This window comes from Serinibacter arcticus (assembly GCF_004786095.1).
In the GTDB taxonomy this organism is placed as follows: domain Bacteria; phylum Actinomycetota; class Actinomycetes; order Actinomycetales; family Beutenbergiaceae; genus Litorihabitans; species Litorihabitans arcticus.
The window spans coordinates 434,942-448,433 of the sequence record NZ_RHPJ01000003.1; the positions used below are offsets into that span (position 1 = coordinate 434,942).

Annotated in this window: 11 protein-coding genes; 4 read left to right on the forward strand and 7 right to left on the reverse strand. The window is 71.1% G+C overall.

What is annotated here, in order from left to right; all coding sequences use genetic code 11:
• Positions 1 to 22 precede the first annotated feature (22 nt).
• Positions 23 to 976, reverse strand: a complete 954-nt coding sequence (locus SERN_RS11050; RefSeq protein WP_233251627.1) for a LysR family transcriptional regulator — start codon at positions 974 to 976, stop codon at positions 23 to 25.
• Between the two features lie 81 nt (positions 977 to 1,057).
• On the opposite strand from SERN_RS11050, the gene SERN_RS11055 reads away from it, so the two are divergent.
• Positions 1,058 to 2,125, forward strand: a complete 1,068-nt coding sequence (locus SERN_RS11055; protein ID WP_135850174.1) for an aminotransferase class V-fold PLP-dependent enzyme — start codon at positions 1,058 to 1,060, stop codon at positions 2,123 to 2,125.
• A gap of 107 nt (positions 2,126 to 2,232) precedes the next feature.
• Here the strand turns inward: SERN_RS11055 and SERN_RS11060 are convergent, their stop codons facing one another.
• Complete coding sequence (locus tag SERN_RS11060) at positions 2,233 to 2,805, reverse strand: TetR/AcrR family transcriptional regulator (protein WP_158292639.1); 573 nt, start codon at positions 2,803 to 2,805, stop codon at positions 2,233 to 2,235.
• Positions 2,802 to 3,977 (reverse strand): GDSL-type esterase/lipase family protein, encoded by a 1,176-nt coding sequence (locus SERN_RS11065; protein ID WP_135850176.1) that lies wholly within the window; start codon positions 3,975 to 3,977, stop codon positions 2,802 to 2,804. Before SERN_RS11065 ends, SERN_RS11060 begins: the two co-directional genes overlap by 4 nt.
• A 315-nt stretch (positions 3,978 to 4,292) precedes the next feature.
• Here SERN_RS11065 and SERN_RS11070 point away from each other — a divergent pair, with 315 nt between their 5' ends.
• Together SERN_RS11070 and SERN_RS11075 are read left to right on the forward strand one after the other, a co-directional pair.
• Positions 4,293 to 5,117 (forward strand): endo-beta-N-acetylglucosaminidase H, encoded by an 825-nt coding sequence (locus SERN_RS11070; protein WP_233251628.1) that lies wholly within the window; start codon positions 4,293 to 4,295, stop codon positions 5,115 to 5,117.
• Positions 5,118 to 5,268: 151 nt separating this feature from the next.
• A complete protein-coding gene (locus SERN_RS11075) occupies positions 5,269 to 8,403 on the forward strand; it encodes a glycoside hydrolase domain-containing protein (protein WP_135850178.1) in 3,135 nt (1,044 codons plus the stop codon).
• A gap of 350 nt (positions 8,404 to 8,753) precedes the next feature.
• Here the strand turns inward: SERN_RS11075 and SERN_RS11080 are convergent, their stop codons facing one another.
• Both SERN_RS11080 and SERN_RS11085 read right to left on the reverse strand, forming a co-directional pair.
• Complete coding sequence (locus SERN_RS11080; RefSeq protein ID WP_135850179.1) at positions 8,754 to 9,236, reverse strand: hypothetical protein; 483 nt, start codon at positions 9,234 to 9,236, stop codon at positions 8,754 to 8,756.
• 1,107 nt (positions 9,237 to 10,343) lie between these two features.
• Positions 10,344 to 10,964 carry a class I SAM-dependent methyltransferase gene (locus tag SERN_RS11085; protein ID WP_135850180.1) on the reverse strand — a complete coding sequence of 207 codons (621 nt, stop codon included), beginning with the start codon at positions 10,962 to 10,964 and terminating at the stop codon, positions 10,344 to 10,346.
• Positions 10,965 to 11,690: 726 nt separating this feature from the next.
• Here SERN_RS11085 and SERN_RS11090 point away from each other — a divergent pair.
• Positions 11,691 to 12,128, forward strand: coding sequence for a hypothetical protein (locus tag SERN_RS11090; protein WP_135850181.1), 438 nt, complete (start codon positions 11,691 to 11,693; stop codon positions 12,126 to 12,128).
• 223 nt (positions 12,129 to 12,351) lie between these two features.
• On the opposite strand, the gene SERN_RS11095 is transcribed toward SERN_RS11090, so the two are convergent.
• On the reverse strand, positions 12,352 to 12,645 hold the full coding sequence (locus SERN_RS11095) for a transcriptional regulator (RefSeq protein ID WP_233251629.1): 294 nt from the start codon (positions 12,643 to 12,645) through the stop codon (positions 12,352 to 12,354).
• Entirely contained in the window at positions 12,635 to 13,189 is a 555-nt protein-coding gene (locus SERN_RS11100) for a hypothetical protein (protein WP_135850182.1), read from the reverse strand. Before SERN_RS11100 ends, SERN_RS11095 begins: the two co-directional genes overlap by 11 nt.
• Positions 13,190 to 13,492 lie beyond the last annotated feature (303 nt).

A 13,492-nucleotide genomic window follows, 5' to 3' on the forward strand; every position in this document is an offset into this window, starting at 1 on the left:
CGACCGAGCCGTGGGGGAGCGGTCACGTGGGCAGCAGCCGCGCCGCGTCGCGCAGCGCCGCCACGGTCGCCGCCACCGCGGGCACACGAATCAGGTCGGGACTGGTCAGCGCCTGCACGCTCCGCACCGACACGCCCGTCACCTCGCGCACCACGACGCCGGGGTGCCGCTGCGCGATCGGCCGCACCAGTCCCGGGAGCAGCGCGACCCCGAGCCCGGCCGAGACGAGGCCGAGCACGGCCGAGTAGTCGTCCGTCGCGTAGGTGATGCCCGGGGAGAAGCCGGAGGCCTGCGCCGCCGAGAGCAGATGCTGGCGGCAGCGCGGGCAGCCGGCGATCCATTCGTCCCGGGCCAGCTGAGCGAGGTCGAGGCCGGCGACCTCCGCCAGCGGGTGGCCGGCCGGGAGTGCGACGGTGGTGACGTCGTCGAGCACGTGGGTGGTGACCAGGCGCGCGGCGTCGTCGGCGCCGGTCGCCGCGGCGTCGCCCTGCCCGGACCCTCGATCGGTGCCCGGGTAGGAGAACGCGAGCACGACGTCGCACTCGCCCGCACGCAGCATCGCGAGCGACTCGGGCGGCTCGACCTCGGCCAGCCGCACCGTCAGGCCCGGGTGGGCGGCGCGCAGGGCGGCGAGCGCGGTCGGCACGAGGGTCGCCGTCGAGGACGGGAAGGCCGCGAGGCGCACGACGCCGGCGCGCAGCCCCGCGAGCGCCTCGACCTCCAGCAGGGCGGCGCGCAGGGTCGCGTTCAGCGACTCGCCGTGCCGCGCCAGCGCCGCGCCCGCGGGGGTGAGCCGGGCCGCGCGGCCGACGCGCTCCACGAGCGCGGTGCCGAGGCGCCGCTCGAGCCGGCGCACGTGCTGGCTCGCGGCGGGCTGGCTCACCCCGGTCTCACGGGCGGCCGCGGTGATCGACCCGTGCTCGCCGACGGCGTGCAGGAGCTGGAGCGAGGCGATGTCGAGCGGGGAGGCGGCCACCCCCTCACCATAACGTCGGCCAATGGATGCGTGTCCGAACTGCCGCTTGATCGGGGTGATCGTTCTCGCAAGGGTGGAGGCATGACCTCGGCGCTCGACACCCTCAGAGCCGCGTACACCCCGGTGCGCGGCCACCTCGACGCCGCCACGTGCGGCCTGCCCACCATCGGCACGGCGACGGCGATGCACCGCGCCGTCGACCTGTGGCAGGACGGCGGCGCGTGCGCGGTCTCGTACGGCCGCGCGGTCGAGGAGGCTCGCGCCCACGCGGCTCGCGTGTTCGACGTGCCGCTCCCGTGGCTCGCCGTGGGGTCGCAGACCTCCGTCGCGGTGGGGATGGTCGCCTCGAGCCTGCCCGACGGCGCCCGCGTGGTCGTCGTCGAGGACGACTTCACCTCCGTCACCTACCCGTTCGCGCAGCACGCCGAGCGCGGTGTCGAGGTCGTCGTCAGCTCGCTCGACGCGCTGGCCGAGACGGTGGCGCGCGGGTGCGACGCCGTCGCGTTCTCGCTCGTGTCCTCGCGCACCGGGCGGGTGGCCGACGGCGACGCCGTCGTCGAGGCGGCCCGCGCCGTCGGGGCGCTCACGCTCGCCGACCTGACCCAGGCGGCCGGTTGGCTCCCGCTGGGGACCCGGCGCTTCGACGTCACCGTCACCTCCGCCTACAAGTGGCTGAGCTGCCCGCGCGGCACCGCGTTCACGACGATCGCCCCGCACGCGCTGGACCGGCTGCGGCCGACGAGCGCCGGCTGGTACGCGAGCGAGTCCCCGTGGGACGGCGTGTACGGGACGACGCCGCACCTCGCCGCCGACGCTCGACGCTTCGACGTGTCCCCGGCGTGGCTGCCGTGGGTCGGGGCCGTTCCCGCGCTGGAGGCGTACGCCGCCGTGCCTGCGGAAGACATTCAGGCGCACGACGTCGGCCTCGCCAACGCGCTGCGTGACGGACTCGACTTGGCGCCGAGCGACAGCGCCATCGTGACGCTGCCCGACCCCGACGGCGAGCTGCGCGCACGCCTCGAGGCGGCCGGGTGCCGGGTGGCCGGCCGGGGCGGTGGCGTGCGGATCGCGTTCCACGTCTGGAACGACGTCGACGACGTCGAGCTGGCGCTGGCCGCGCTGGTGGGGGCCCCGGCGTCGGTCGCCTGAGGGGGTGCCGGGCCGGTTCCGCTGTCGGCCCGTTGACTGTCACGCCTGGACCGGGCAGGCCTTCGTGAACCGGACGGACCGTGACAGCGACCGGGATGGTGGGCCGATCAGCTGACGGCCTTCCAGGTCGTCAGGGCCCTGTGGAGGGCGTCGAGCGACCTCTCCCACGTCTCGTCCGTGGATGGCGTGCGGTGCGCCAGGGCGCCCGCGCGCCCGAGGGTGACCAGACCGTTGACGACCGATCCCAGCAGGCGTGCCGCGTGCACCTGCTCGTCCGGCGGCAGGCCGTAGGCGTGCAGCGAGGCGAGCACGAGTGCCGCGACGCGGGCGGCACCGTCGGAGGCGACGGTCGAGGCGGAGGCGGGCCGTTGCAGCGCCTCCCAGAGGCCCGGGTGGTCGTGCGCGAGGGTGCGGTGCGCCGCCGCGAGGCCGGCGAGGGCGGCGCGACCTGATCGACCGGCGAGCTGGTCGGCGAGGCGGGTCGCGAGGTCGTCCAGGGCCCGGCGGTGCAGCCGCCCGAGCAGGTCCTCGCGTCCGGACACGTGGGAGTACAGGCTCGCGGGCTGGACTCCGAGGCGACGCGCGACGGCGGCGACCGTGACGGCGTCGTAACCCTCGGTGTCCGCGATCGCGGCGGCGGTCTGCGTCAGGACGGCCGGGGTCAGACCGGCGCGGGTCACCGGGATCCGCCCGTGGTGTGCCCGACGACGGGTGCGAACGGCGCGTGGCGGGACCGGGCGTGCTCGACGAAGCGCCACGCGATCAGGTGGTGCGTGGCGGTGTCGGGGTGGAGACCGTCGGGCAGCGGAGCGGCGCGCTCGTCCGCAGCGCCGTAGAGCTCGAGACCGTCGAGCAGGTGCAGGTGCGGGTCGTCGGCGCGGTGGGCGACGACGTCGGCCAGCACCTCGCGCACCGCCTCGAGCGTGAGGCGTCCGAGCGCGGTGTCGCCGGTGGTGCCGGTGGCGAGAAATCGCAGCCGTCCGGTGGCGAGCGCCGCGGGGTCGATGCCGCCGGGGCCGGGGGTGCGCTCGTGGATCTCGCAGTGGAGCGGGGTGATGAGGAGGATCGGCGCGGTGGGGTGGCCGTCGCGCACCGTGTCGAGAAAGCCGTGGACGGCCGCCAGGAGGGTGCGACGGCGCATGCCGTCGAGATTCACGACGTTGATGCCGAACGCGAGGCTGATGACGTCGGCGGAGGCGTCACGGATGACGCGCGCCAGGGCCGGATCGACCAGCGCGCTGCCGCCGAGCCCGAGGTTGCGCAGGTCGAGGCCCAGGGCCTCGGCGGCCGCGATCGGCCAGACGTCACGCGGTCCCGCGGCGTTCGACCCCTGGCTGATCGAGCTGCCGTGATGGATCCAGCGGGGGCCTTTGCCGGGGGCGCTGTCGACGACGCCGTCCGCCCGGAGTGCGACCAGCTCGACGCTCTCCTGGTGGGGGAGCCACAGCTCGACGGTCGTGGTGCCGCTCGGCAGCTGAACGTCGGTGCGGTGGTGCTCGCCGCGGACGATCGTGGGGCTGCCCGTCGCCAGGTCGACGACGGTGAGGTCGCCGCCAGTGAGCTCGTCGCGGAGGACGTGCTCGCCGTCGACGGTGACGTCGACGTGACCGCGGGGGCGATCGACGCCCGCGAACGTGGTGCGCGAGGGGTGCAGCACGAGCTCCACGCGCGTGGCGTCGGTGCGGAACCGGAGGCGGACGCCGGACGGCTGCCGCTCGGCGGTGAGGAGCTGCGGATCGGGCATCTGCGAGCGGACCCAGGAGGGCAGGCGGTGGGGGAGGAGGCCGTGCTCGCCGGGTTCGAGCACGGCGGCACCCTCGACGACCACGGTGAGGTCGGGAACGGCGATCATGCGGTCAGCCTACGATGCGTAGGTTGCAGACTGCGACACGAAGGTTACAAGGGGGGAACCGCTCCCACCCGAGAACCTGCCTCGGTCCGACCGCGACAGCGCACCTGCACCGGGATCCTGACCCGAACTAAACTCTCGCTGAATCGTTGACTAACCCGGTTAAGTCCGTTTCCGTGACCGTCGTCGGCGCAGCGCCGACGGCTTTACTCGACGACGAGGAGTGCCATGTCTCGGTTCACAGGTTCACGCAGGGGAGTCAAGCGAGCATGGGCGGTCACGGCCGCCGCAGCGGCAGCCGTGGTGGGGATGACGGCCATGACCGCCGCCCCCGCCGCCGCGAAGACGGGTCCGGTGTCCGTCGCGTACATCGAGGTCAACGACCAGCAGCTGTCGAACGTCGGGAAGTACACGCTGCCCGACGGCTCGAACGTGTTCGACATCGCGATCATCTTCGCCGCGAACATCAACTCCGACGGCCAGGGCGGCGCCGACCTGTTCCTCAACGACCAGGTCAAGGCGACGCTGAACAACGCCGCCACGCAGATCCGCCCGCTGCAGGCCAAGGGCATAAAGGTCACGCTCTCGGTGCTCGGCAACCACCAGGCCGCCGGGTTCGCCAACTTCTCCAGCCAGGCGAAGGCCGAGGAGTTCGCCGACGAGGTGGCCGCCGTCGTGGACCAGTACGGCCTCGACGGCGTCGACATCGACGACGAGTTCGTCACCTACGGCTCCGGCGGCACGCCCGCTCCGAACGCGAGCTCGGCGTCCTGGCTCGTGAACGCGCTCGACGCCAAGCTCCCCTCGGACAGCCTCATCACGCTGTACGACATCGGTCAGGCCGCGACGCAGCTCAAGCAGGCGTCCAGCACCACCATCGCCAAGCTCGACCACATCTGGAACCCCTACTACGGCCAGTACAACGTGCCGCAGTTCCCCGGCGTCGCGAAGGCCAAGCTCGGTGCGGCCGCCGTCGACATCTCGGCCACGTCCAGCTCGACCGCCGCGAACCTCGCGACCCGCACGAAGAACGACGGCTACGGCGTGTTCGTGACCTACAACCTGCAGGCCGGGGACAAGAGCTCCTACGTCTCGAGCTTCACCCAGCCGCTCTACGGTCAGAACGCGGTCTACACGCCCTGACCCTCGCGACGGCGCGCGCCCAGCGCGTCGGTCGCCGACCCGCGATCGCCCCGCCCTCCCGCCCGAGCCCCCTCGGCGGGAGGGCGGTGGCCTGTCCGGACCTCCCCGGTCGCCGTTGACTAATACGGTTAAGTCGACCACGCTCGATCGGGTGACGACGCCGACGCCCTCACTGTCCACCGGAGCTCCGGACGACGCCCCCGCAGCGACGCCGGAGAGCGATCCCCACCGCTACCGCCGCCTGGACACCCCGGCCGGTGGAGGCGCCCTCACGCTCCCGCCCCAGCCGGATCTCGAGGACCACGTGATCGCCGACGGCGACGAGCTCGTCTACGACCACCTCCCGGTCGCGGGGGAGCGCGATCGCTACGGCGCGACGGCGTTCTCCCTCGACGTCGTGCTCGACGACGGCACCCGCCTCGCCGCTCTGGGCGCCCGTGACCAGCACGGCACCGATCTCGACCCCGTCGCGCAGGCCGAGGCGAAGCGCTCCTGGGTCGACCAGTGGAACCGCCGGACCGTCGACCTGACGCCGTGGCGCGGCCGGCGCGTGACGGCGGTGATCGCCGTCGTCGGTCCGACGGCGGAGCCCACCACCGTCTTCCTCGGCGACGTCGTCGTCCGCCCGCGACCCGCACGCCCGACCGACCTGCTCGGCTGGGTCGACACGCGCCGCGGCACCCACGCCTCCGACCGGTTCTCGCGCGGCAACGACGCCCCCATCGTCTCGGTGCCACACGGCGGGCTGTTCGGCCTGCCGATGACCGATGCGTCCTCGCGCAGCTGGCCCTACCGCTGGCAGATGTCTGCGCCGAGCCTCCAGGCGTTCGCGACCAGCCACATCCCGAGCCCGTGGATCGGCGATCGGGGCGTCCTCCAGCTGATGCCGAGCCCGTCGGCCGCCCCGTCCACCGACCGCGTCGCGCGCGCGCTGGCGTTCGACCGCGACACCGAGCACGCGGGCCCGGACCGCTACGAGGTGGAGCTCGACGGCGTCGCCGTCGTCCTGGCGGCGGCGCGCCACGCGCTCGGGCTGCGGCTGCGGTCGCGCACGGCGGACCTGGCCGTCGTCGTCGACCACCTCGGCGAGGCCGTCGCGGCCACGTGGCGCCACGACGACGGCGGCACCCTCCTCCTCGACGTCCTGCTGCGCGACGAGGGCGACGGCCCCGACCACCACGTCCACGTCGTGCTGCCGCACGTGGCCCGGCACGACCTCGCGCACGAGGACGGACGGCTCCTCGGCGTCGTCGCCTTCGACCGGACCGACGTGGACGTCCTCGTCGGCGTCTCGACGATCGACGCCGAGCAGGCGCGCCGCAACGCCGTCGACCCCGGTGGCCTCGACGCGATGCTCGAGATCGCCGCCGACGCCTGGCGCGCCGTGCTCGCGCGCGTCGAGGTCCCCGACGCCGACGCGGTCCCGGCCGACGTCCTCCGCTCGATCGCCGGCGGTCTCGGCCGACTGCACGCCTACCCCAACGCGCACGACGAGGACGGCCCAGACGGGCCGCGCTACCGCAGCCCCGTCGACGGCGTCGTCCGCGAGGGCACCTACGCCTCCAACAACGGCTTCTGGGACACCTACCGCACCGCGTGGCCGCTGCTCGGCCTCCTCGCACCCGCGACCACCGCCACGCTCGCCGACGGCTTCGTGCAGCACTTCACCGACGCCGGCTGGGTCGCGCGGTGGAGCGCCCCCGGCCCGGTGGACTGCATGACGGGAACCACCAGTGACACGGTGTTCGCGGGACTCGCCGCGCAGGGCGTTCCGCTGCGCCTGGACGCCGCCCACCGCTCGGCGCTGCAGCACGCGAGCGTCGCCGCGGCCGACGCCCGGGTCGGCCGCAAGGGGCTGCGACCGGGCATCTTCCGCGGATACATCGACACCCGTGTGCACGAGGGCATGTCCTGGACCCTCGACAACGCCATCAACGACGCCGCGGCGGCGCGCCTGGCCCGCGCGCTGCTGGCGCGTGGCACGGACGACGACGGCGCCCCCCTCGACGGGCGGCGCCGCGAGCGGCTCGCCGCCGAGGCCGACCACCTCTCGCGCCGCGCCCTTGGCTACCGCGCCGTGTTCCACCGCGACCTCGGCTTCTTCCTCGGCCGCGACGCCGACGGCGCCTGGCGCGTGCCCGAGGCGGACTTCGACCCGGCCGAGTGGGGTCACGACTACACCGAGACCAACGCCTGGGGCACGGCGTTCACCGCGCCGCACGACGGCGCCGGACTCGCAACGCTGCACGGGGGAGAGGCCGGTCTCGGTGCCGCGCTCGACGCGTTCTTCGCGACGCCGGAGACCGCCGACCCGGGCCTGGTGGGTTCCTACGGTGTCGTCATCCACGAGATGTCGGAGGCGCGCGACGTGCGCATGGGCATGCTCGGCCTGTCCAACCAGCCGGCGCACCACATCCCGCTCACGTACTGCTTCGCGGGGCGGCACGACGACGCGCACCGCATCATCGTCGAGGCTCGCGACCGGCTGTTCGTCGGCTCCGAGCTCGGCCAGGGCTATCCCGGCGACGAGGACAACGGCGAGATGTCGGCCTGGTACCTGTTCGCGGTGCTCGGCCTCTACCCGCTCGTGCCCGGCACCGGCGAGCTCGTGCTGACGCCGCCGCTGCTGCCGCGCGTCGTGCTCCACCCCGAGGGCCGCGCCCACCCGCTGGAGATCACGGCCGAGAACGCCGGCGCTCCGTACGTGCGCGAGGTGCGGGTCGACGGCGAGCCGTGGGACCGCATCGCGCTCCCGGCCGCGGTGGTGGCGACGGCGCGCAGCATCGCGTTCGTGCTGTCGGACGAGCCGACGGGGTGGGCGGCGGACACGCGTCCGACGTCGGCGAGCGCACCGGTGCGCGACGGCGGTCTCGGCGTCGACCGACCGCTGCGCGACCTGCTCGCGGTCGCCCCGGGAACGGTCGCCGACGACACCGGCGACGTCGTGACGGTGCTGGAGCCGGGGGAGAGCGTCGACCTCGCGCTCGAGGCGCCGGCCGCCGTCGGGCTCACGACCGTGACCCTCGCGGGAGGACCGGCGGGGCTGCCGGTCGTCGCGACGCCGGTGACCGTGTCGTGGCGGCTCGACGGCGTCACCGCGTCGGGCGACGTCGTCACGCTCGACGAGCGCGCGGAGACGTTCGACGTCGCGGGCCAGACCCGGCCGTTCCACGTACGGCCCCGTGCGGGCGTTGACGACGACGCGGCGCGCCCGACCATCGTGGCGGTGCGCCTCACCGCCCTGTCCCGGATCGAGCTCGCCCAACTCGAGGTGTTCGATGCGTAGACCGACCAGCCGGGCGGTGTCGCGCGGGCTGTCGCACATGCGTGAGGTACGCGCTCGTTCAAGGAGTCAGGCGGCTGCGTCGTGGGTGCTGTTCGAAGCGCTCAGCCTGCCCGACCGCGACCCGTCACGACCCTGGCTGTGTCTCCTCGACGACGAGGTCCAGCCTCGCGTCGGTGCAGGAAGTGGACGGCGGAGCCGCCCGTCGGCTCGTTGTGTGTCCGGATGCGGCCGTCTTCGGGTTCGCTCGTCCAGACCGGTACTGCGATAACGCACGATCAGTAGTCGTCCGGCCGTTCGGCGACGGCCGTCTCGGACGGCTCAGCCGGTCGATGCCGAAGCTCGAGGTGCTTCTATCGGCTCTCGCCGTTGGAGTGGGTGTACAACGCGGCCACCCAGTAGACGTCGTCAGCGGCGTCAACCTCGACGGCGCTCTCGGAAAGGGTCCGGGTGATGTTGTTCTCCGAGTCAACGCCATAGGCCCCCAGGACGAATGTCGAGTCCTCGCACGTGTCGGAGAAGCGCTCCTCACCGTCGATCTTGACGGTCATCTCACCTGCGCTGATGCACCGGATGATCACGCTGCGGGCGGACTGGGTAGCCATGAACGTGAACTCGGCGGACCCTCGTCCGGGCCGGGGCTCGACCAGGACGTCCTCCAGGCCTTCGAAGTCGGACAGCAGCTCGTCGGCAGTATCGAGGGCTTCATCGAGAGTGGGCGGTGCAGGTTCGGACGGACTGCACGCCGCGAGCAGGAGAGCAGCGACGCCGGCGATGGCGGCGATGGCGGCTCGGGCAGGAGCGCGCGTGTGATTGGTCCTGTGGTGTGTCGTCATCCAGCGACGTTACCTTCGTGCCTCGCCAGCTGCACACGACGCCCTCTGGGCAGCGCTGACGCGAAGTCCGAGAACGGTTGGCACCGTACGACCTCCTATCCGAACTTTCGACGCCGGGCATGGTGCGGACGTGTCCAAAGACCATTCTGTCACGCTCGACGAGCGCAGGTCCGCAAGCGCTGGCACGATCACTGGATGCGACGTCGTGCCGCGGTGGCTCTATCCGTCTTTGCCATACCCCTTATTCAGTGACGTCCTGACTGTCGTGGCTAACGGAAGGGCGGGTCTGGACACCGGTCGGATAAAGGAGCCGGAGCGAGACGGATGGTTCCAGCTGGCAGCTAGCATCCTTGAGCGGCTCCCGGCAGGGAGCAATCACCCCGTTGGTGGGGCGATAGGGAAGCGACAGGCCGCGGCTCCTCATGACCCCTGCAGGTACGAACCCACCGCGATCGATTCTGCGGAATGGCACGAGATTTCGCTGGAGGTCTACCGCGCTTGCGAGGGGGCCGGCCACGAGCCGCCGACCCGCATATTTACGGGTGGGTGACAACCGCAAGCCCGCGCGGGGGAAGGAGTCAGCGACACCAAACAGGTTCTCGCACGCGTTGCGCGAAGGGTCCTAAGGCCTGCGGGGTAGGGGTTCCGTGGTCACTTCGAACGCCGGGCCGAGCTCGGCACCGAGCGCGCCCGCCAGTTCGCGCTGGAGAGCCTCATACTCGCGTTGAGCACGGTCGGACCGCCACCCCTGCTCAGGCAGAACCCCTTCCTGGAACATCCGCGACAGCTCGAACAACTTGCGTTGGAGGCTGTCACTCACCCCGAGTGATGAGAGGTCTTCGACAAGTCCGTCCATCCACACCGGGGTCATCGCTCCGTAGTCAGCCGCCACCCTCACACGCTTTGGAGACATGACACGATCTAGTCACGCCAGGTCGACAGGCGCAACAGCGGGAGCGCAGTGTGACGTCTACGCGGTCTCCTCAGACGGTCGCTCGTGGGCTGGGCTGGACCGCTTGCACGTCTTTGTCCTCATCGCCCGTGGAGCCCGAGGGGAGACCCGGACACCGCCTGAGACGTCGACGGGGTGCGCCTTGAGCGTGGCCCTCATTGCGCGGGTACTGGCGCCTCGTGGTCGTCGAGTCGGGCGACGATCGCTCCGTGTGGCCTGTGTCCGGGGGCGGTGCGTTGGTGGGTTTCGATCACCGTGAGGCCGGCCTGCTCGGCGACGGCGGCCAGTTCGGTGGTGGGCCACTGGTTGGCCGGGGTGACGGCGTGGTCGAAGGCCTGAACCGAAGTCCCCGCGAAGTGGCCGAGGATCAGCACGCCGCCGGGTGCCAGGACGCGGGCGAACTCGATCAGCGGCCGGTGGATCGTGTCTGGGGTGTGGTGGATGGTCGAGTACCACGACAGCACGAGGGCGAACGTGTCGTCCGGATGGGGGATGTGGTCGATGTCGGCGATGTCGAAGTGCGCGCGAGAGAAGGTGCTGCGTGCGTGGTCGATGAAGTCGGGGGTGAGGTCGATCCCGTACGCATTCAGACCGTGGGAGGTGAGGTGGTGGGTCCAGTGGCCGGGGCCGCATCCCGCGTCGAGCACCGGCCCCTGGGTCTGCGTGGCCCAGGTCTCGACCAGGAGGCGGTCGGCGGGGTGCACTACGGCCATCGAACCCAGCTTGTCCGTGTACTCGGTCGCGCGTCGGGCGTACGCGTCAGCGGCGGCTTGCATCCAACGACGGTACTGGCGTCGGTGCCTCGTCGACGGGCGTCCGGCAATGATCATCTGCGGACGCGGTGTCGACATGCCGAGGTGGACTCGTGTCAGGAGGGGGTTGTAGTGAACGTCGTCGCGACCCAGTAGGCGTCGTCAGCGGTGAGGAGCTGCACCTGGACCGGGGTCTGTGTCTCGATCACGGTGCCATCACCATCTGCACCCAGGCCCATCCCGACGGTGCCGTCATCGCACCGTTGCTCGGTAACGAGATCGCTTCCATCGACCCGGAGGGTGACCACGCCCTCACCCAAGCAGGACATCTTGAAGAACCGTCCAGAGTCTGACCCTGGGACGTCGAAGGTGGAGCCGCCGCGCCCTGCGTGGGGGTGATGAGGACGTCCTCGATCTCGGACTCCCCGCTGATAAGGGCGCCAGCGGCCTCGATGGCTCAGTCGAGAGTCGGCCCCTCGGGCTCGGCTGGTCCCGAGCATCCGGCAGCGGTCACCGCAAGGGCTCCGGCAATCGCGGTAAGTGCGATCGGGGACAGGCTTGGTCGTGTCGTCATCGGACCACGCTACGTGACCTTTTCATTCGTTCATCTGGACCTGTCTAGCCGCAATCGCAAGGGTGGCCGCAAACGATCGATTTCGGAATTTGGCCTGTTCGACAGGTGGCAGCCCTCGGGGAAGCCGTCCATGCTGGGTGGATGGTCACGCTTTGGTCTGGGTTCTAGGTGGCGCGATGCGGCCACATGACGATTGCGCCAACACAGGATGGGCCGTCGCGCTGCTGCTCGCCACCTCGCTGCTCGTAGCGGTCCGTCCCCCCTCAGGCATCGAAGAGCGTAGATTCCAGGGCCTGCCTGACGGCGTCAGCCCTGCGATCTACGGCGACGGAAACTACGGCGTCGTGTGGGGACCCGGCCCTGGAACGATCTACCTCATCGTGCGCAGCGGCGGCAACTGCCCAGCCCTCGCCACGGAGATGGAGTGGCCCCACCCTGACCACGTCGAGCTCAACATGGAACGGTTCGACAGCCTGGCCTGCACGGGGAACCTCGCTTCCCAGACGAGTCTGATCGATCTCGGCGACGACTACGACGGTGCAGGCTTAACGGTAGAGATCGTGTCATCCAGGTACCCCGACGAACACCACACGTTCCACCTCGAGACACCCTGACGCCGACCAACCGCGCCCATGATCGTCCGGCTTTCAGGGCTCAGCACCATCGGCTGAGCTGCTCCAGCCTCGTCGGTGACCAGAGCCCTTCCCGGCGACGCCTCAGAGCGACGCGGTAGACGTCCAGAAACGTCGTATCCGGACGGCCGGTGGTGGCGCTCCGCCCGAAGGCGAGGTGCCGGGAGGCAGTTGCTTCTTGGTTCTGAGGGTCGTAGCTGGCTAGTCACAGCGAGAGGATTCGCCGGAGGTTTTCCTTCTCTCGCTTGAGTGCTCGTAGTCCGTGCGTGGTGATGGTGGCGTAGGTGCGAGTGCCTTGGGAGGTGGTGGTCTTCTCTACCGCCACTAGGCCCGCCTTGGCGAGTACTTCGAGGTGACGGCCGAGGTTGCCGTCGGTGAGGCCCAAGGTGCGCTTGAGGTGCGTGAAGTCAGCCGTGCGTGCCTCAGCGAGAAGGGCCATGATGCCTAAGCGTGAGCGCTGGTGGACGACCTCGTCGAGGTCGTGGTCGTCATCGTTCAAGGGTGCGCGTTTCCTGCCGCCAGGCGAGGACGGCCGCGGCAGCAGCAGCAAAGACTCCGAGGACCGCGAGGACCGAGTCCGCGACGGCGTAGGCCTCGTAGGGGAGCTCGCGGATCTTCGAGAACAGGCCTGGACGAACGATCAGCGCTACCAGGACGAGCGCGGCGGCGGCGATGCCGGCGTAGCGCGACCTCTCCACAGCTGAGCAGATCGCAACGCTCACGGCGAGCACGCCGAACGGGCTCGCATAAAGGAAGACGAAAGGTCCAAGGGGAACGAATAGCAGGAGAAGGAGGGCGGCTGCGGCGATGTAGAAGCGACGGACTCGCGCGAACCCGCGATCGCGCTGCCGTAGGTGCTGAACAGCGGCGATCACAACGAACGCCAGGGCCGGAAGGAATAAGCTGCCGCTTGTGTAGTTCCCGTCCAGAGTTCCCAGTGTCAGAGCCCCGAACACCGTGGCGGAACCTGCCATGGTCGAGTCGAGTCTGACCCGCGCGCGCTCACGAGACCGGACCTCGTGGAAGTAGTCCTGCATCACCATCTTGCTAACTCTGCCACACAGAGTGATCCGCGCCGAGCCCTCCACCGCCCCCGGAACCGCAAGAGAGCCGTCTCCGCGGTGGCCGTCTAACCCGTCGGAGGCCGGCGCGGAGTCCTCGGAGACCGCGCCGCGCCCGCGGGCAGCGACACCGCTAGGCGGCCCGCGTCCGTAAACGATCCTTTGTGGACACTCGACTCCCTCGGCGCTGTCGTCTCAGCGTCGAGACGCTGACCGCCAGACGAGGCCGAGGGTCGCGGCGGTCAGCAGGGCTACCAGGCTGATGACGAGTGTCTCGTGTACGTG